This is a genomic window from Streptomyces sp. NBC_00289 (assembly GCF_041435115.1).
In the GTDB taxonomy this organism is placed as follows: domain Bacteria; phylum Actinomycetota; class Actinomycetes; order Streptomycetales; family Streptomycetaceae; genus Streptomyces.
In genome coordinates, this window is record NZ_CP108046.1 from 6618235 (window position 1) to 6637527 (window position 19293).

Annotated in this window: 18 protein-coding genes and 1 tRNA gene; 16 read left to right on the forward strand and 3 right to left on the reverse strand. The window is 72.0% G+C overall.

Annotated features, from left to right (window positions below):
* Positions 1 to 16: 16 nt before the first annotated feature.
* The 9 genes from OG985_RS30050 to OG985_RS30090 all read left to right on the forward strand — a co-directional run bounded on the left by OG985_RS30050 (position 17) and on the right by OG985_RS30090 (position 4781).
* Entirely contained in the window at positions 17 to 211 is a 195-nt protein-coding gene (locus OG985_RS30050; RefSeq protein WP_371671475.1) for a hypothetical protein, read from the forward strand.
* A gap of 1 nt (position 212) precedes the next feature.
* A complete protein-coding gene (locus tag OG985_RS30055) occupies positions 213 to 404 on the forward strand; it encodes a mobile element transfer protein (protein WP_371671476.1) in 192 nt (63 codons plus the stop codon).
* A gap of 11 nt (positions 405 to 415) precedes the next feature.
* Complete coding sequence (locus OG985_RS30060; protein WP_371671477.1) at positions 416 to 571, forward strand: hypothetical protein; 156 nt, start codon at positions 416 to 418, stop codon at positions 569 to 571.
* A 23-nt stretch (positions 572 to 594) separates the two neighbouring features.
* Positions 595 to 903, forward strand: coding sequence for a SpdD-like protein (locus tag OG985_RS30065; RefSeq protein WP_371671478.1), 309 nt, complete (start codon positions 595 to 597; stop codon positions 901 to 903).
* Positions 904 to 996: 93 nt separating this feature from the next.
* Positions 997 to 1548 (forward strand): GGDEF domain-containing protein, encoded by a 552-nt coding sequence (locus OG985_RS30070; RefSeq protein WP_371671479.1) that lies wholly within the window; start codon positions 997 to 999, stop codon positions 1546 to 1548.
* Between the two features lie 84 nt (positions 1549 to 1632).
* Positions 1633 to 1821: a hypothetical protein gene (locus OG985_RS30075; protein WP_371671480.1), complete on the forward strand. Its 189-nt coding sequence runs from the start codon at positions 1633 to 1635 to the stop codon at positions 1819 to 1821.
* Positions 1814 to 3184: a replication initiator protein RepSA gene (repSA, locus tag OG985_RS30080; protein WP_371671481.1), complete on the forward strand. Its 1371-nt coding sequence runs from the start codon at positions 1814 to 1816 to the stop codon at positions 3182 to 3184. Before OG985_RS30075 ends, repSA begins: the two co-directional genes overlap by 8 nt.
* A complete protein-coding gene (locus tag OG985_RS30085) occupies positions 3181 to 3384 on the forward strand; it encodes a helix-turn-helix transcriptional regulator (protein WP_371671482.1) in 204 nt (67 codons plus the stop codon). Before repSA ends, OG985_RS30085 begins: the two co-directional genes overlap by 4 nt.
* The gene (locus tag OG985_RS30090) at positions 3384 to 4781 is read left to right on the forward strand and encodes a tyrosine-type recombinase/integrase (protein WP_371671483.1); all 1398 of its coding nucleotides are present in this window, start codon (positions 3384 to 3386) and stop codon (positions 4779 to 4781) included. The genes OG985_RS30085 and OG985_RS30090 overlap by 1 nt, the downstream gene beginning before the upstream one ends.
* 166 nt (positions 4782 to 4947) lie before the next feature.
* On the opposite strand, the gene OG985_RS30095 is transcribed toward OG985_RS30090, so the two are convergent.
* Positions 4948 to 5020: transfer RNA gene (locus tag OG985_RS30095), tRNA-Arg, on the reverse strand.
* 322 nt (positions 5021 to 5342) lie between these two features.
* Here OG985_RS30095 and OG985_RS30100 point away from each other — a divergent pair.
* From OG985_RS30100 to OG985_RS30130, 7 genes are all read left to right on the forward strand, one after another.
* Complete coding sequence (locus OG985_RS30100) at positions 5343 to 6950, forward strand: dynamin family protein (protein WP_371671484.1); 1608 nt, start codon at positions 5343 to 5345, stop codon at positions 6948 to 6950.
* A 3-nt stretch (positions 6951 to 6953) separates the two neighbouring features.
* Positions 6954 to 9437: a GTPase gene (locus OG985_RS30105; protein WP_371671485.1), complete on the forward strand. Its 2484-nt coding sequence runs from the start codon at positions 6954 to 6956 to the stop codon at positions 9435 to 9437.
* Positions 9438 to 10197: 760 nt separating this feature from the next.
* Entirely contained in the window at positions 10198 to 10665 is a 468-nt protein-coding gene (locus tag OG985_RS30110; RefSeq protein ID WP_371671486.1) for a single-stranded DNA-binding protein, read from the forward strand.
* A gap of 269 nt (positions 10666 to 10934) precedes the next feature.
* Positions 10935 to 12347, forward strand: a complete 1413-nt coding sequence (locus OG985_RS30115; RefSeq protein ID WP_371671487.1) for a Cys-Gln thioester bond-forming surface protein — start codon at positions 10935 to 10937, stop codon at positions 12345 to 12347.
* A 283-nt stretch (positions 12348 to 12630) separates the two neighbouring features.
* Positions 12631 to 14295, forward strand: coding sequence for an energy-dependent translational throttle protein EttA (gene ettA, locus OG985_RS30120; RefSeq protein ID WP_371671488.1), 1665 nt, complete (start codon positions 12631 to 12633; stop codon positions 14293 to 14295).
* Positions 14296 to 14299: 4 nt separating this feature from the next.
* Entirely contained in the window at positions 14300 to 14713 is a 414-nt protein-coding gene (locus OG985_RS30125; protein WP_371671489.1) for an acyl-CoA thioesterase, read from the forward strand.
* Positions 14710 to 15411: a hypothetical protein gene (locus OG985_RS30130; RefSeq protein ID WP_371671490.1), complete on the forward strand. Its 702-nt coding sequence runs from the start codon at positions 14710 to 14712 to the stop codon at positions 15409 to 15411. Before OG985_RS30125 ends, OG985_RS30130 begins: the two co-directional genes overlap by 4 nt.
* A gap of 104 nt (positions 15412 to 15515) precedes the next feature.
* Here the strand turns inward: OG985_RS30130 and OG985_RS30135 are convergent, their stop codons facing one another.
* Entirely contained in the window at positions 15516 to 16478 is a 963-nt protein-coding gene (locus OG985_RS30135; protein ID WP_371671491.1) for an ABC transporter ATP-binding protein, read from the reverse strand.
* A gap of 70 nt (positions 16479 to 16548) precedes the next feature.
* Positions 16549 to 19293, reverse strand: coding sequence for an ABC transporter permease (locus OG985_RS30140; protein WP_371674534.1), 2745 nt, complete (start codon positions 19291 to 19293; stop codon positions 16549 to 16551).

The window sequence follows — 19293 nt, forward strand, 5'->3', positions numbered from 1 at the left end:
GAAGGAAGCAAGACCCATGACACGTGACCCCGCTGACCTGACCGTCTCCGACTACCTCGACGGTGCCCGCGAAATGGTCGCTGCCGACCGGCCCTACCTCGCGTATCTGCTCGCCGAGGAAGCCGCCCAGCGCACCGCCGACCCGGCCACCGCCGCCGGCATTCGCGCCAGCTTCCCCGACCCGGTGACCACCCGAACGGAGCGCGACTGACATGCCTGCCCGCGACCACTTCCACTCCGTCATGCGGATCGGCCCGGTACAGATCGGCACCCACCGCGACCGCCACGGCCACACCAAGCACGCCGCCGTGTGCACCAACGACCGCTGCGGCTGGTCGGCCGACTACACCAGCCAGAGCGCCGCTCAGCTCGCCGCCCGCACCCACCGCTGCCGCGTCCGCTAGGAGACACCGCCATGCAGGTCCCGCTCTGGTTCGCCCTCGCCGTCGTCGGCTACCTCGGCTGCAAGCTCATCCGCCCGCCGCTCTGGCTGGTCCTGGTCCTGCTCCTGGGCGGCTACCTCATCGCCGACAGCCTCCTCGCCCCGGTCATCGACACCGCCGTCAAGTAACCGCCTGTGAAGGGAGATCCGCCATGCTCCGCCCGAAGATCCCCGCCAACCCGACGCCGACCGGCGCCGTCGTCCCGCTGCCGACTACACCGACCGCCGTCGACCACCACCAGCCGACCGCCGCCCCGATGGAAGTGCCGGCGTCTTCCCGGCCCACCGTGCAGCTCACCCCGGGCTCGGTGCTCGCCCTGGTCGGTGGCGGCACGGCTGTGGTCCTGGTCGTCGGCACTGTCCTGGTCTCCATGCTCCTGGCGGTCGCCGTCACCGCCGCCTCGATCGCCGTCTGCGCCCTGGTCATCCGCTCGCTCATCACCTCCCAGCACCGCCGCTGAACGGCCCCGGGGCGACGCACAAGCCGCCAAGCACGCCGCCGCTCCCGGGACCGCTCGCGTCAGCCAACCGCCATCGCCAAAGGGAGAAACGCCATGGATCCGCAGACAGCCGCGAGCATCGTGCCGTTACTGGGCTGGGCCGTGCACGGCGGCATCCTCGCCCGCCGCCTCGCCACCGCCCGCCGCGACCCGCTCACCGGCCTGCACACCCGCGCCGGATGGACCGCCCGCGCCGAACGCCTCATCCGCCGGCACCCCACCGCCGCCGTCCTCCTGGTCGACCTCGACCACTTCAAAACCCTGAACGACACCCACGGGCACGCCGCCGGAGACGCCGCCCTCGTCGCCACCGCCGACCGGCTGCGCACCTGGTGCGGACACAACGGCACCGCCGGACGCCTGGGCGGGGATGAGTTCGTGGCCGTGCTCCGGGACCTGGCCGCCGCCGATCTCGAGGCGCTCACCGATTCGCTGCACCGGCCGCTGTCCTACGACGGACTCGCTCTGCCGCTGGCCGCCTCGGTCGGGGCCTGCCTGCTCGCCGATCTGCCGGCGCCTTGCCTGGCGGATGCGCTCGCCGCCGCCGACGCCGCCATGTATGCGGCGAAAGGCCGTGGCCGCCGGGGCTCCCGCACCGCTCTTTGACCGGACACCGGGTGGCGCACAAGCCGCCAAGCACGCCGCCACCCGGGCCGTTCCCTCCAACCGCAATCGAAAGGAACCACCATCATGGCCCACCACACCCCGCCCCCGCCGAGGATCTGCCCGGCCTGCGACGGCTTCGCCTGCGTCGCCATCACCCTCGGCGGCCGTAACGCCAGCGGCCACCTGCACACCATCACCGCGCACTGCCCCGCCTGCCACGGCACCGGCACCACCAACCGCCCCACCCGCACCCGGGAGGGCGCCCGTGCCTGACCAGCTGCTCGACCCGGTCACCCTCGGCGACCTGCTGAGGGTGGCCTCGGCCGACGACTACGACCGCTGGCACGAACAGATCCGCCGCACCGGCGGCTGCTCCGACCCCATCCACCTCACCGGCTGGACCCTCACCAAGGACAAGACAACCGGCGAGACCCTGCACCACTACTCCACCGACAGCGAGCCGGGCGGACGCCTCCGCCTCGCCTGCGGCAACCGGCGGGCCTCACGCTGCCTCTCCTGCGCCTGGACGTACGCGGGCGACACCTACCACCTCATCCGCGCCGGCCTCGCCGGAGACGACCGCCGCGACATCCCCTCCACCGTCCGCGACCACCCCCGCGTCTTCGCCACCCTCACCGCCCCCTCCTTCGGCCCCGTCCACAACCGCCCCGACCGTGGCATCTGCCGTTGCGGCACCCGCCACGCCACCGACGATCCCGGCCTCGGCACCGCCCTCGACCCGGCCACCTACGACTACGCGGGCGCCATCCTGTTCAACAACCACGCGGGCAACCTGTGGCAGCGCTTCACCAACCGCCTCCGCCGGGAAATCGCCGCCCGCGCCGGCATCTCCCAACGCGAGTTGAAGGAGCGCGCCCGGCTCTCCTACGGCAAGGTCGCCGAGTTCCAAAAACGCGGCGCCCTCCACTTCCACGCCGTCATCCGCCTCGACGGGCCCGACGGCCCGGACACGCCGCCCCCTGCCTGGGCCACCGTCCAGCTGCTTACCGACGCCATTCAGGCCGCCGCCGCCCACTCCTACACCTCGGTGTCGGTCCCGGCCGCCGCCGACCAACCTGCCCGTACCTTCCGCTGGGGCACCCAGCTAGACGTCCGGCCCATCAAGGCATTCGGGGACGGCTCCGACATCACCGAACAGGCCGTCGCCTCCTACGTCGCCAAGTACGCCACCAAAGCCGCCGAGAACACCGGCACCCTCGACCGCCGCATCGGCGAACTCTGCGAACTCGACCGCCACCAGGTCCCCGACCACACGCGCCGCCTGATCGAAGCCTGCAAGCAGCTCGATCCGCTCTACCCCGACCGGCGCCTGTGGGCCTGGGCGCACATGCTCGGCTTCCGCGGTCACTTCTCCTCCAAGTCCCGCCGCTACTCCACCACCCTCGGCGAACTCCGCCAGGCCCGCGCTGACTACCGCGCCGCCCAGGAACACGCCGCCCTCGGCCTGGACGACGTCGAGCCGGACACCGTTCTCGTCCTCGCCGACTGGCAGTACGCCGGCCACGGCCATACCCCCGGCGAATCCGCCCTCGCCGCCACCATCGCCCGCGCCCTCCAGCACAACCGCGAAACCGCCCGCGAAGCCTTGACAGAGCTGGAAGGAGCCATGCCGTGACGACGCCCGTTGTCAGGTCGCGAGACGAAAAGCTCACCCTTGCCGAAGTCTGCACGGAGCTGAAGATTTCCCGGTCCACCTTCTACGACTGGCGGGCGAAGCGACGTGCCCCGCGCTGCATCAAGCTCCCGAACGGCGACCTGAGGATCCGGCGGAGCGATCTCGACCACTGGCTCGACGACCGTGAGGACGCCGCCTGATGGAGACCACGTACGACGTCAAGATCTACAAGATCCTCACGTACAAGGGCGCCCGGAAGACCACGCACACAGTGCGCTGGGTGGTTGCTGGCAAGCGCTGGCGTGAGCCCTTCCGCACCGCTGCGCTGGCCGAGGGATTCCGCTCCGAACTCATACAGGCGACGGGCAAGGGGGAGGCGTTCGTCGTTGCCACCGGCCTGCCGGTCTCTCATCGCTCCAAGTCGGCCGCCACGAGCTGGTACAAGTTCGCCGTTGAGTACATGGACTTCCGCTGGCCTCAACTCGGCGCGAACAGCCGCAAGAACACCGCGAAGGCCCTCACGGCGACCACCATCGCACTGCTGCGTGTCCAGCCCACTCAGTTCGACCCTGTCGCCGTGCGGACCGCGGTGCGTGAATGGGCGTTCAACGCCAACCGGCGAGCAGAAGCGCCCCGGGACGTGGTGACCATTCTCAGGTGGGTCGAACGGAACTCCCTTCCAGTCTCGGCCTGGGAGGACCCGGAGAAGGCCGACGAGATCCTGCGAGCCATCGACACGCGCCTCGACGGCAAGCAGGCGGCTGCCTGGTCCAGGAAGCGCCACCGCCGGATCCTCAACGTCGTCATGAAGCACGCGATCCGCCGGCGCGTCCTGCGGACCAACCCCCTGCCCAAGGGGAAGGAGTCGACGGCTGTCACCAAGACCAGTAACGCCGTGGACAAGCGGTCCTTGATGAACGCGGATCAGGCGGCCGCACTCCTCGACTGGATCCGGCGCCGGCCCCGTGGAGGGAAGCGACTGCACGCGTTCTTCGCCACGCTGTACTACTGCGGTCTGCGCCCGGAGGAAGCCGTAGCCATGCGAGTGGAAGACGTGACGCTTCCCGGCTCTGAGGACGGGGATCAGTGGTGCGAGCTGCTGATCCACACGGCGACCCCGGAGGTCGGCAAGCAGTGGACCGACACCGGCGAGATCCACGAGACGCGCGACCTGAAGGGCCGCGCCGAGGGCGAGACGCGCACCGCGCCGGGACATCCCGCTCTGACGCGAATTCTGCGGCAGCACATCGAGGACGAACAGCTCAAGCCGGGGGAACTCCTGTTCCAGGGTGAAACGGGCGGCATCCTCGCGGGTTCGGTCATCCGCCGGGCCTGGCGCAGTGCGCGCAAGGCCGTCCTGCCCCCGCACGTCTTCGAGTCGCCCACGGGCAAGCGGGTGTACGACAACCGGCACACGCGCCTCACGAAGTGGCTCAACGACGGGATCCCGCCCGCCCAGGTCGCAGAGTGGGCCGGGAACAGCGTCCCTGTGCTGCTGGCCACCTACGCCCGATGCGTCGAGGGGCAGCTCCCCGACCTGAAGAAGCGGCTCGAAGCCGCCGGAGATCTTCCAGAGGGTCCTGACCCTCTCGGCTGAGAACTTCGACACGTATTCGACACAGCCACCCGCGAAAACCCGGTGACAGCCGGACAGCCCCGGAGCCCACCCTTGATCATCGAGGGGGCGCCCGGGGCTTCGTCGTGCCGAGCGATACACGCTCTGAACAGCAAAAACGCCCTCCCAAAGGGAGGGCGGAGACTTGCGCCCCCGGCAGGACTCGAACCTGCGGCCAAGCGCTTAGAAGGCGCCTGCTCTATCCACTGAGCTACGGGGGCCGGGTGTGGTGGCCTCTGTCGTGGGTGCCCGGGCGTGGGCCGTTCCGTGACGTTGCCGGGGACAAGGATAGGGCTCCCGCGCACTTGTCCCTGTTGCTTCGCCTCCGTGGCTTGATGTGGAGGTTCGGTGAAGCGGTCCTGATAATCGCAGGCAGGTACGAATCGTGCACCGCTTTTGGCGCCACGCGCACCGGGTGTTGTGTACTCGTTATGCCTGGACTGTGCCCGCGTCCCAGTCATCCCTTCCGCCCGATGTGTCCTGTCGGCGCGCAGACATGCGCATATGCTTCAGAATTCCCCTAAAATTGGGCATTCTTCGCATGTGGTGACCTTGGACGTACGGCCTCAGCTGCTCGACGCACTCTCCGCCCTGCGCGACCGTGTCGCCGCCGCGCGCTTCCCGCTGCCCCTGCCGGGAGCTCCACGCGCGCGTGCCAACCGCGACGAACTGCTTGCCCAGCTCGACGACTACCTGGTGCCCCGGTTGAGAGAGCCCGGAGCGCCGATGCTGGCCGTCGTGGGGGGATCCACGGGGGCCGGCAAGTCCACGCTCGTCAACTCCCTCGTGGGCCGCCGCGTCAGCGAGGCGGGCGTGCTGCGGCCGACGACACGGACCCCTGTCCTGGTGTGCCATCCGGAGGACCATCACTGGTTCAGCGGGATGCGCGTACTGCCCGACCTCACACGCGTGTGGGTGCCCCAACAGGAGCCGGACGACGACCTGCTGCTGCCCGGTGGGGGCTCCGCGCGCGTACTGCGGGTGGAAACCGCCGAGACACTGCCGCCCGGCCTCGCTCTCCTCGACGCACCCGACGTCGACTCCCTGATCGCCGACAACCGGGTCCTCGCCGCGGAGCTCATCTGCGCGGCCGACATCTGGGTCATGGTCACGACGGCCGCCCGCTACGCCGACGCCGTGCCCTGGCATCTGCTGCGCACCGCCAAGGAGTACGACGTCGCCCTCGTCACCGTCCTGGACCGTGTACCCCACCAGGTCGTGTCCGAGGTCTCCCGGCAGTACGGCGCGCTGCTCACCAAGGCCGGACTCGGCCACGTGCCCCGGTTCACCGTGCCCGAACTGCCCGAGTCCGCCTGGGGCGGCGGCCTCCTGCCGGCCACCGCCGTCGCCCCGCTGCGGACCTGGCTCGCCCATCAGGTGGAGGACGTCGCCGCCCGGCAGTACACCCTGTCCCGTACGGCCCACGGCGTCCTCGACTCGCTCAAGGCCAGGATGCCCGAGCTGGCCAGCGCGGCGGCGGCCCAGTACGCGGCCGCGCTGCGGCTGACCAACGCCGTCGAGGGGGCGTACGACAGCGAGTACGCGCGCGTACGCGGGCGCCTCCAGGCCGGGGCCGTGCTCGCCGGCGACGCCCTGAAGCGCTGGCGCGCGTTCCCGCTGGACTGCACCGCGGGCGAACTGCTCGACGCCCTCATGGAAAGCCTCGGCGCGCTCCTTCTGTGCGCCGTCACCGCCGCCGACGAGCGCGTCGAGGAGGCGTGGCGACGCGAACCGGCGGCAGACGCCCCGGAGCTCGACGAACCTGATCCGTCCCCGGAGAGCGCCGAGCACCGTATCGGGATCGCCGTACGGCGTTGGCGGCGGGAGCTGGAGGAGTACGCCGAGGAGGAGGTGCTCGACCTCGAACGGAGCGTGGCGCCCGACCCCGAGGTCGTCGCCGCGCTCGTCGCCACCGCGCTGCTGGGCGGCCGCAGGGCGCGGCCGGCCGGTGAGGGGCTCGCCGAGCGGATCGGCGCCCACGGGGCGCTGCGGCTGCGCGACCGCGCCGGACGGCTGCTCACCGACCACCTCGACCGGGTCATGCACTCGGAACGCGAACGCCGCCTCGCTCCCCTCGACGCGCTGGAGGTCCATCCGGAACCGCAGGCCGAGCTCATCGCCGCGCTGTCCGTACTGCAGAAGGAGAGGTGACCGGTGACCGCCGTCACAGACCATGACCACGATCAGCACCACCAGCACGCGGAGCACACCGATCGCGCCGAGCACACCGATCACGCGGAGCACACCGATCACACGGAGCACGCAGAGCAAAGCGTCGATCAGGGCGAGCACGGCAAGCACAGCGATCACGCCGTGCGGAAAGAGCACACGGACGACGGGGAGGGCGTCGAGGACGCGGACGCGGCGGACCAGGAGGTCGGGAAACCGGCGCCGGTGGAGGCCGCCGCGGACACCGCGGCCGCTGCGGACACCGAGGACACCGAGGACGCTGCGGGCGTTGCTGAGGACGAGCACGCCGGGGACGACGCCTCGGACGGCGAACGCGCGGAGGGACACGTGGCGGACGAGGAGTCTCGCGAGGGGCAACGCGCCGACGACGACCACGCGCGCGTGGAGGGCGACGCCGAGCCGGACAGTGACTCCGTGCGCGTGGAGGGCGACGACGGCGGCGCGGGAGTGGACGGCGACGGTGACAGTCCCAGCCGTACGGAGACCAAGCGGGCGGCTTCGGGCCGTACGGACTCCGGCCCCACGGGAGCCGGGCGCGTGAACTCGGCTCGTCCGGAAGCTGGTCGCGCGGACTCCGCTCGGACGGGCTCTGCTCGGACGGAGCCCGGTCGTACGGAGCCCGGTCGTACGGAATCCGGTCGTACGGAATCCGGTCGTACGGCATTCCGCCGTAGCGAGAGCGAGTCCGGTCGTCCTGAGTCCGGTCGTCCTGAGTCCGGACGTACCGAGGCCGCGAGTGCCTGGGACGACGGGCTGATCGCGCGGCGGGTCACCGAGGGCACCGCCGGGGAGCACGTTCCTGTGGCGGAGAGCAGGGTGACGAGCACGAGCGCGAGCCCGCAGGCCATGACGCCGCTGGCGTTCGACGGGCCGCTGCGGTCGCGGCTCGACGCGCTGCGCGAGCTGGTCGGGCTGTCCCGTACCCGGCTCGACAGCAGGACCCTCGCCGAGGCCGGCCGGGTCCTCGACGAGGCGCAGGCGCGGCGCCGGCTCTCCGGACAGCACACCGTCGTCGCCATCGCCGGTGCCACCGGCAGCGGCAAGTCGCAGCTGTTCAACGCGCTTGCCGGAGTGACCATTTCGGAGACCGGGGTACGCCGTCCGACCACCGCGATGCCCATCGCGTGCAGCTGGAGCGACGGCGCGGCGAGCCTCATCGACCGGCTCGGCATCCCGGGGCGGCTGCGCCGTCGCCCGGTGCAGAGTGCGGAGGCGGAGGCGCAGCTGCGCGGACTGGTCCTGGTCGACCTGCCCGACCACGACTCGGCGGCCGTGCAGCACCGCGAGCAGGTGGACCGCGTCCTGGCCCTCGTCGACGCGGTGATCTGGGTGGTCGACCCCGAGAAGTACGCGGACGCCATGTTGCACGAGCGCTACCTGCGGCCGCTCGCGGGACACGCGGAGGTCATGTTCATCGTCCTCAACCAGATCGACCGGCTGCCCGGAGAGGCCACCGAGCAGGTCCTCGACGACCTGCGGAGGCTGCTCGACGAGGACGGGATCGCTCTGGGCGAGCACGGCGAACCAGGTGCGACCGTGCTCGCCGTGTCGGCCCTCACCGGGGACGGTCTGGGTGAACTGCGTGAGTCCCTCGGCCACTTCGTGACCGAGCGCGGGGCCCCGGGGCGTCGGATCGCCGCCGACGTGGACGCCGCGGCGGTGCGGCTGCGGTCGGTCTACGCCACCGGGCGCCGGACCGGGCTCAGCGAGCAGGCGCGGGACGAGTTCGCTGCCCGGCTCGCGGACTCGGTGGGCGCCACGGCTGCGGGCGAGGCGGCCGAGCGCGCCTGGCTGCGCAACGCCAACCGCGCGTGCGGGACGCCCTGGCTGCGGCTGTGGCGCTGGTACCAGGACCGGAGCGAACCCACCACGGGACGGCTCCCGTTGCGGGCGCAGGCCGACGAGGAGGCCACGGCACGTCAGCGCGTCGAGCAGGCCGTACGGACGGTGGCCGACCGGGCCTCGGCGGGGCTACCCGCGCCCTGGGCGCAGGCGGTGCGGGAAGCGGCCGTACGCGGCTCCCAGGGGCTGCCCGAGGCGTTGGACGAGTTGGCCACGCGCGCGGGACTGCCTCCCGGGCGCCCGCCGCGCCCCGGCTGGTGGCCGGCGGCGGTGCTGGCGCAGGCGTCCATGACGATCCTCCAGATCGTGGGCGGCCTGTGGCTGCTCGGCCAGATCATCGGATTCATGACGCCGAACCTGGGGGTGCCGGTGCTGCTGATGGTGTGCGGCATCGTCGGGGGACCGCTCGTCGAGTGGGGCTGTCGGATGGCGGCGCGGGGACCTGCGCGGCGGTACGGCACGGAGGCGGAGCGGCGACTGCGCGAGGCGGCCGCCGGGTGCGGGCGCGCTCGGGTCCTCGATCCGCTGGCGGCGGAGCTGCTGCGATACCGGGAGGTACGGGAGCAGTACGGGCGGGTCATCGGGGCGGGGGCCGCGGCGCGGTAGGCCATGGTGGGGTGAGGTCTTTCCGGCGGGCTGCGTCTCCTGGCCCCGGCGGACTGCCCTTCCGAGCCCCGGGAGACTGTCTTTCCGAGCCCCCGGGAGACTGTCTTTCCGGGCCTCCGAACGGACTGCCTCTCCTGGCCTCCCGGCGGCCTGCCCTGCCCGGCGCCCTGCCCGGCACCCTCACACCGGGTAGCCCGAGCCCGGGTAGCCCGGGTAGCCCGGGTAGCCCGGGTAGCCCGGCAGCCCGGGCGGCGTTGCCGGTCGTACCTGCGGCGGCCTCTGCCGGTCTGAGCCTGCCGCCCATGTCTGCCGGGCGTGCCTACCGGTCCGTGCCTGCCAGCCATATCTGCCGGCAGTACCTGTCGGCCGTCTCTGCCCGCCTGGGCCGCTGGGTCGGGCCCGCCCGCCTGTGCCTGCTGGGTTCCGGCCCGCCCGCCTGGGTCTGCTGGGTCGGCCCGCCGGTCTGGGCCTGCCGGGCTCAGGCCGGCGGGCCGTTCCCTCGTCCGGGTGACGAAGTTTTCCCCAGGCGGGCGGTGGTCCACAGCGCTCGGCGGGATCGGCCCGGCGGGGGCAGTCTGGCTGCACGGCGATCGCGACGAACACGGTCGCCGACGTGACGGCGGCGGGCGACGGGGCTCGTGGTGGTCACGGTGACGGCGGCGGGCATGGTGTCCCGCGGCCGGCACGGCAGACGCAGCCGTACGGGAGGCCCGTACGCGTGTGAATCCGGCGCGGGCGCCGGGCGAGGGAGGGGTTCGTGATGAACGAGACGATGGTCTGCGCGGTGGGCAACGTGGCGACGCAGCCGGTGTACCGGGAGCTGGCGTCGGGCGCATCGGCGAGGTTCCGGTTGGCGGTGACCTCGCGGTACTGGGACCGCGAGAAGAACGCGTGGACGGACGGGCACACCAACTTCTTCACGGTGTGGGCCAATCGGCAGCTCGCCACGAACGCGGGGGCTTCGCTGTCGGTGGGAGATCCCGTCGTCGTGCACGGCCGGTTGAAGGTGCGCACGGAGGCGCGCGAGGCCCAGAGCTGGACCTCTGCGGACATCGACGCGGTGGCGATCGGCCACGATCTCGCCCGCGGCACCTCGGCGTTCCGTCGCACGACCCGGCCGGAGGCAGGGGCCGCACCACCGCCGACGGAGCCCAACTGGGAGACGCCGGCGGGGGATTCCGCAGACCAGGCCGCCCAACAGCGCCTGGAACCGGTCGCGGTGACGTGATGTCGCGTTTCGCACCACGCTGACCGGCGCGGGCTTATCGGTGAATGCACGTCGAACAACCCGACCGAACCGGTGGATTTGTCGCTAAGCCCCGGCCCGTTCGTGATCTTGGCGATAACGATTCCGAGTCGGATCGGCCATCCGACGGCATCACCGGGAAGCGTGGTGCGCCGCGTCCCTAGGATGCCGAGCGTGGCTCTCGTGGCTTCTGATTCTGCTGGTGGGACCCTGCCCCCCACGTCAACGGGTCCTGCTCGAAGGGGAACTCTGTGCTTTCTTCGTTCACTGCACTGTCGGTGCGCGGGCGAGGCGCTGTCCGCCTCGCCGCCCTGACGCTGGTGTCCGGACTCGCCGCCGCGGGCGTGCTGGCCGGTGCCGGTGCCGGTGCGGCCGCCGCCGACGCGACCGCGCAGGACCAGAGCGGCGCCACCGCCACCATAGGCGGCCTGAAGACGTACGGCACGGCCGTGATCCATGACGTCACCGGAGACCTGCAGGTCTCGGCGGGCCTGTTCGAGATGTCCGTCGAGGGCGGCGGCACGCTGCAGACGTACTGCATCGACCTCCACAACCCCACGCAGAAGGACTCCAAGTACCACGAGACGCCCTGGAGCGGCACTTCGCTCGGTGTCAACAAGGACGCGGGCAGGATCCGTTGGATCCTGCAGAACTCCTATCCGCAGGTCAACGACCTCGCGGCGCTGGCCGCCAAGGTGGGTGTCCGCAGTGGCCTCACCGAGGAGGACGCGGCCGCCGGCACGCAGGTGGCCATCTGGCGCTACTCGGACGGCGCGAACGTCGACGCCGTCGACCCGCAGGCCGAGAAGCTCGCGGACTACCTCGAGAAGAGCGCCCGAGCCCTGGCGGAGCCGAAGGCGTCGCTGACCCTCGACCCGCCCGCGGTCTCCGGGCACCCCGGCGAACTGCTCGGCCCGGTCACGGTGCACACCAACGCGGGCAGCGTCACGGTGGCACCGCCGGCGGACGCCGCCACAAGCGGGGTGCGGATCGTGGGCAAGAACGGCAAGAAGCTCACGTCCGCCGCGGACGGCAGCCAGATCTTCTTCGACGTGCCCGAGGACGCGACGGCCGGCACGGCCGAGCTGACCGTGCAGGCCTCCACCACGGTGCCGGTCGGCCGTGCCTTCGCCTCCGAGAGCCGCAGCCAGACGCAGATCCTGGCCGGTTCCAGCGAGTCGACGGTCTCCGCCACGGCGAGCGCGGTCTGGGGTGAGCAGGGTGCGATACCGGCGCTGTCGGCGGCGAAGAACTGCGCCGACGGCGGGGTGGAGATCACCGCTGCCAACGTGGGCGACGAGAAGTTCACCTTCGAGCTCATGGGGAGCGAGCACACCATCGCGGCCGGCGAGTCACGGACGGTGACGATCCCGCTGCAGGAGGACCAGGCGTACGACTTCACCATCACGGGACCCAGCGGCTTCCAGAAGCGGTTCACGGGCGTGCTGGACTGCCGGACGGAGGGCAGCGAAGCCGGCGACGCGGTGCAGACGCTCAGCGAGCCGAGCCCCGCGACGGTCGGCGGCACCGCCGCGGACACCAACCTCGCCGAAACGGGCGGCTCCAGCGCGACCCCCCTGATCGCGGGTACGGCGATCGCCCTGGTGGTCATCGGCGGCGCGGCCCTCGTCCTCGTCGGCAGGAAGCCTCAGCCCCGGGACTGAGCTTGACCGGGTGCCGGGTGCCGGGCGACCGAGCCCGGGCCGAACCGATCCTTGGCAACTCCAGAGTGATCAAAGGGTCTGTCCTCCCGTGCTCCCCCCTGCCCACCGCCCGACGCGGCTCGGCGTCGACGACAACCGACGGTGACGGGGGAGCTACGGGGTGGGGCGCGAAAACACCAGGTCAGCGCCGCCCCGCGGAACGCGTTTCCCCCCAGGGCTAGCCGTCAGGCAAGATGGGGTGTATCTGCCCACTGCCAGAATTCAAGCTGCCGGACGGTTTCTCTTGGCTGAGTACATCTACACCATGCGCAAGACGCGTAAGGCGCACGGCGACAAGGTGATCCTTGACGACGTGACGCTGAGCTTCCTGCCCGGCGCGAAGATCGGTGTGGTCGGTCCGAACGGTGCCGGTAAGTCCACCGTTCTCAAGATTATGGCCGGGCTGGAGCAGCCGTCCAACGGTGACGCCTTCCTCTCTCCCGGCTACTCCGTCGGCATGCTGCTCCAGGAGCCGCCGCTCGACGAGTCCAAGACGGTCCTGGAGAACGTGCAGGACGGCGCCGCCGAGATCATGGGCAAGCTCCACCGGTTCAACGAGGTGGCCGAGCTCATGGCGACCGACTACTCGGACGCGCTCATGGAGGAGATGGGCAAGCTTCAGGACGACCTGGACCACGCCAACGCGTGGGACCTGGACGCCCAGCTGGAGCAGGCCATGGACGCTCTGGGCTGCCCGCCCGGCGACTGGCCGGTCACCAACCTCTCCGGTGGTGAGAAGCGCCGCGTCGCGCTCTGCAAGCTGCTGATCGAGGCCCCCGACCTGCTGCTCCTCGACGAGCCCACCAACCACCTGGACGCCGAGTCCGTGCAGTGGCTGGAGCAGCACCTCGCCAAGTACGCCGGCACCGTCGTCGCCGTCACCCACGACCGGTACTTCCTCGACAACGTCGCCGAGTGGATCCTCGAGCTGGACCGCGGCCGCGCCCACCCGTACGAGGGCAACTACTCCACGTACCTCGACAAGAAGGCCTCCCGCCTCAAGGTCGAGGGGCAGAAGGACGCCAAGCGGGCGAAGCGGCTCAAGGAAGAGCTCGAGTGGGTGCGGTCCAACGCCAAGGGGCGTCAGGCCAAGTCCAAGGCGCGTCTGTCCCGCTACGAGGAGATGGCCGCCGAGGCGGACAAGATGCGGAAGCTGGACTTCGAGGAGATCCAGATCCCGCCGGGCCCGCGTCTGGGCAGCGTCGTCGTCGAGGTCAACAACCTCAGCAAGGCCTTCGGCGAGAAGGTCCTCATCGACGACCTCTCCTTCACCCTGCCGCGTAACGGGATCGTCGGCGTCATCGGGCCGAACGGCGCCGGCAAGACCACCCTCTTCAAGATGATCCAGGGTCTGGAGAACCCGGACTCCGGCTCCATCAAGGTCGGCGACACCGTCAAGATCTCGTACGTCGACCAGAGCCGCGAGAACATCGACCCGAAGAAGTCGCTGTGGGCCGTCGTCTCGGACGAGCTCGACTACATCAATGTCGGCCAGGTCGAGATGCCGTCGCGGGCCTACGTCTCCGCTTTCGGCTTCAAGGGCCCGGACCAGCAGAAGGCGGCCGGAGTCCTCTCCGGCGGTGAGCGCAACCGCCTCAACCTCGCGCTCACGCTCAAGCAGGGCGGCAACCTGCTGCTCCTCGACGAGCCGACCAACGACCTCGACGTGGAGACCCTGTCCTCCCTCGAGAACGCGCTGCTCGAGTTCCCGGGCGCGGCTGTGGTCGTCTCCCACGACCGGTGGTTCCTGGACCGGGTCGCCACGCACATCCTCGCCTACGAGGGTGACTCCAAGTGGTTCTGGTTCGAGGGCAACTTCGAGTCGTACGAGAAGAACAAGATCGAGCGTCTCGGGGCGGAAGCCGCTCGTCCGCACCGCGCCACCTACAAGAAGCTGACCCGGGGCTGATCTCTTGCGGCACATCTACCGCTGCCCACTGCGCTGGGCGGACATGGACGCGTACGGCCACGTCAACAACGTGGTCTTCCTCCGGTACCTGGAGGAAGCCCGTATCGACTTCCTGTTCCGCCCGGACAAGGATTTCCAGCAGGGGTCCGTGGTGGCGCGGCATGAGATCGACTACAAGCGGCAGCTCGTGCACCGGCACTCGCCCGTGGACATCGAGCTGTGGGTCACCGAGATCAGGGCGGCCTCCTTCACGCTCACGTACGAGGTCAAGGACCCGGACCAGGTCTACGTCCGGGCCCTGACGGTGATCGTGCCGTTCGACTTCGAGGCGCAGCGGCCGCGCCGGATCACCGCGGAGGAACGGGAGTTCCTCGCGGAATACCGGGACGACGACGAGGAGGAGGCCGTCGCCGCATGACGGTGCTCCACCTCGCCGACGTGGGGGAGGCCGCGGACCTCGCGGCCTTCCTCTCCCGGCTGATCCACTACGACCGTGCGGCCGCGGTGCGCCTCCAGGCGGCCGGGACCGCGCTCGCCGTCTTCGGGCGGCCGCCGTCCTTCGAGGTGCTGGCGGTCCGCGCGGTGCGGCTCGCCAAGCCGTACGAGAACGGGCTCGACGTGAGCCTGGACGTGACGGTGTCCGCCGGTGAACTCCTGGAGGCGGTGGACGAGTCCGCGGCCACGGCCGCCGTTCCGGCCGCGGTGACAGGTCCGCCGTGGGCCGGGGTGCTGCCGCCGCGGGGTGGCTGGCGGGCCGAGCCAGGTCTGCCGGAGCCGGAGCGCCTGCGCGCGATGGTCGCCGCCGCGGTCGCCGAATTCCGTTCCCGTACGCAGGAGTTGGCGCCCGAGCAGCGCACGCGGTCCGAACTCGACCGCGTCGGGCGGGAGATCTGGTCCCGGACGGTCGGGGACACCCCGCTGACCGTGCGGGCCGTGCACGCGGCCCAGTCGCTGGGCTTCCTCCGGCCTTCCGCCGTTTCCGAGAGCACCCGGGCTCCCGAGGACGCGCCGCTGGGGCTGTTCTCGTCGGGGGCATGGCTCAGGCTGCGCACGCCCTACGGATCGATCGCCGTACGCAGGGCGGGGCTTGGGACCCTGGACGTCAGCGTCCGCTGAACACGGTCCTACCGCCTGCCCTCTGCCAGCACTGGTACAGCGACTGGTACCGCCACCGCCACCGGCACATGCGGGACCGGAACCTACTCACCTGATCGCTGTGGTCAGCCCTGTTCGCTGTCGTCCGGCCAGATGCCGATGTGGTCCGGTTCCAGTTCCAGGGCCACCCGGTCGCGCATGCCCAGGGCCTCGGTGTAGTCGGCGGGGAGCTGGAGGCGGCCCGCGCGATCGAGCATGGCGTACTCGCGGGCGACCACCGTCTCGTGGCCGGTCGTCGCGTCGACCTGGTGGCGACGCAGAACCTCCGTGGAGGTGCGGCCGTCGCGGATGGCCACCGTGCGGCGGACCTCGTCGGCGACCGCCTGGTCGTGGGTGACGATGACGATGGTGGTGCCGAGACGTTCGTTGGCCGTGCGGAAGGCGGCGAAGACCTGTTCCGCGGTGTGGGAGTCGAGTTCGCCGGTCGGTTCGTCGGCCAGCAGGACCGCGGGGTTGTTGGCCAGGGCCACGGCGATGGCGACGCGTTGCTGCTGGCCGCCCGACATCTGGTGCGGGCGGCGATCGCGGCAGTCCGCCACGTTCAGCAACTCCAGCAGCTCCAGGGCGCGTTCGGCGTGGGCCCGGCGGGCTCCGCGGGGACGGTCGCCGGCCAGTCGCATCGGCAGGGCCGTGTTCTGGGCCGCGGTCAGATAGGGCAACAGGTTGCGGGAGGTCTGCTGCCACACGAAGCCGACGACGTGCCGGCGATAGGCGAGGCGGTCCTTGGCGGTCATGGCGAGCAGATCGCGGCCGGCCACCCGGGCCGCGCCGGCGGTGGGCGTGTCGAGCCCGGCGAGGATGTTCATGAGCGTGGACTTGCCGCTGCCGGAAGCCCCCACGAGAGCCATGAGTTCGCCCTCGCGGACGAGCAGGTCGAGACCCTGGAGGGCCTGGACCTCTATGCCGTCCATGCTGAAGACGCGCACCAGACGGTCGCAGGTGATGAGGGCGTCGTGGCCGTAGGCGGGGCGGTTGCGACCTTCCGCCACGCGGTGCGCGAGGTCGGCGAGGGTGGGGTTCGTCGTCATCGGCGGTCTCCTGGGCGGGGGTTCGCGGACAGGTTCGGTGCCCCGCAGGCGCGGCAGTCACCGGGGCACTTCATCGCGCATCCCCCGCCCTCAGTTCCCGCACAGCGCCCCTCCGCCCGGACCACCACGCCTGCCCCACCGCGACGCCCACCGCCAACAGCAGCACCGACAGGGCCGGGACCGTCAAGGACAGGGCGTCCGCCTGCAACTCGGCTTTGTCGGAGACGGTTTGGACGGAGGCCAGGGCAATGGTGGTCAGGTCGACGCCGGGGGAGAGGAGGCGGATGGTCGCCCAGCCGGTCAGTGCGCCGCCCGCCGCGGCGACGACGGCCTGGGGGAGGGACTCCAGGACGAGGAGGCGGCGGGCCTGGGCGCGGATGAGCCCCATGGTGCGGAGGCGGGCCAGCAGGGCGGCACGTTCGGGGGCGGCGCGCAGCAGGGCGAGAAGCAGGGCCAGGACGGCGTAACCGGTGCCGACCGCGACCGCCGCCGTATAGACGCGTTCGGCGCCGGACTGGAGGGGCGAGTCGACGTATCGCGCGCGCTCCTCGGACCGCAGGTGTACGGCTCCGAAGGCGCCGCTCGTCCGGCGCAGCGCGCCCGCGTCCAGGTGGTCGCCGGTCAGGAGCAGGGCCGTCGGACGGGCCGCGGCGGGGCTCAGCCCGGCGCGGCCCACCACCAGGAAGTCGGCGCCGGACACCGCAGGTGTCCGATCCCGGACCAGCGTGACGCGGACGGTGACGGAGGTGCCGTCGCCGAGGAGCACGGGGAAGGGCCGCGTGCCGTACGCCTCGGCGACCGTCGGGGAGGCCAGGGCGGGCAGGGGCGCCTGCGTGTCGGCCGGCCGTCGCCGCAACTCCCGTGCGCCGAAGGGTCCGAGGTCCGTGTGCCGGGCCAGCTCCGCGTACGCGCCGGGGTCGACTCCCACCACGGGTACCGGCTGCCCTGCGCCGTTCGGCCGGGCCTCGTACGCGATGCTCAGCTCGGTCAGGCCGCGCACGCCGGAGGTCCGGTGGACGCGGTCGGGCAGGGCGGCCGGGAGCGGGTCGTAGGAGTCGATGCGGGCGTCCGCGCCGACGGCGAGGAGCGCCGCGTGGTCCCGGGCCTCGCGCACGCCCGCGAGGACCGAGCCGCCGAAGGCCGCCGTGGTCAGCGCGGTCAGCAGCGCCAGCAGGGGCAGTGCCGTCGAGGCGGACGTGCGGCCCGCGCGGGCGAGGGACAGGTGACCCACCGCGCCCCGCAGCCGCTCGGCCGGGCGGGCCAGTCCGCGCAGCGGCAGAGGGTAGAGGCGGACCAGCACCAGGGCCGCGATGACGCCGACCAGCACCGGCGCCAGGGAGGTCAGCCCGTCGCCGGCCGAGCCCGCCGCGCCCCGCCGGCGCAGGCTTTCCACCGCGCCGGCCGCCAGCACCACCACGGTGAGCTCGGCGACCGTACGGCGCCGGGACGGCCGTACGGACGTCACGTCGCCGCGGCCGCCGTGCACGCGTACCCCCCGGTGCGCGGCCGCGGCCCGCAGGGGCAGCGTGGCGCAGGCGGTGGCCGTGACCACCGCCGCCGCCGTGATCGCGGGTGCGACGCGGCCGCCGGGCACCGCGAGCAGCGCGGCCGCGAGGCCGAGGGCGCCCGCGGGCAGGGCGACCACGGCGGTCTCGGCGAGCAGCCGGCCGGTCATGCCCCGTAGGGAGACGCCGCGAGCGCGCAGCAGGGCGAGTTCGGGGCGGCGGCGGTCGGCGGCGAGGCCGCCCGCCATCAGGAGGACCACGGCGGCGACCGTGCCGGTGCCGAACGCGGCCACCTCGACGAGTGGGCCGACGCCCGCCCGCAGCCGGCTGTAGGCGGCGAGCACGTCGTCGAGGCTGGTGCCGACGTTCGTGAGGGGGCCGGTCGCCGAGCGGATCCCGCGCAGGCCCGGGCCGGATTCCAGGGAGGCCACGGCGGACCGCAGGCGCCGCACGTCGTGGGCGTGCAGGCCGCTGAGGGAAGGGGCCAGCTGCCAGTAGCGCCAGGGTTCTCCGCCCGTCGCCGGCATGACGGGGGCGGCTTCGGGGGCGAGCAGCAGGGCGCCGAGCCAGTACGTGTCCGGCTCGGGGCCGGAGTTGGGCTCCCGGGCCTGCGAGGGGGCGCGCAGCAGGGGCTGGGTGGACCAGTAGGCGCCGGCGGGGTCGCGTGGGGTGAGGATGCCGGTGACGCGGAGGGCGAGCGGGGCGCGTTGCGTGACGGGTACGTGGAGCACCGAACCCACCTTGATGTGCAGGTGCTCGGCGGTCTCGGCGGTGACAGCGGCCTCGACCTCGGCCGTGGTCGAGGTGACGCGGCCGTCCGCGCGTGGAAGGCGGCCGGTGCGGATCGTCGCGTGGTCGGCCAGGCCGTGCTGCGCGAAGAGGCTCACCCGCGCGGGCAGCCCGCTCGGCATGGGCAGCCAGCGGTCCAGCGCGACCAGGTTCTTCGCGGTGCGCACGCCGTACGTCGACTGGTCGCGGTCGACGACCAGGGGCGGCCGGACCGTGGCGAGGACCTGGGCGTACTGGCGGCCCAGGACCTCGGGGCGCATGGCCTCGTCCCACCCGCCCGCCGTCGGATCGGCGTCGGACATCTCGGCGTACAGCTGCAGGGTGGTCCGGTCGGGCCGGGCCTGCTCCAGGGACCGGCGCAGGCCCGCGTCCTCGTAGCGGTCCACCGCCCGCGGGAACGCGGACGCCAGGCACGCGGTCAGCGCCACCAGGAGGGCGAGGGCGACGGCTGCGCCGGGAGCGGCCCGCAGCCGGGTGCGAACCCAGGGAGCCACGACCCGTGCGGGGACGGCCGCCTTCAT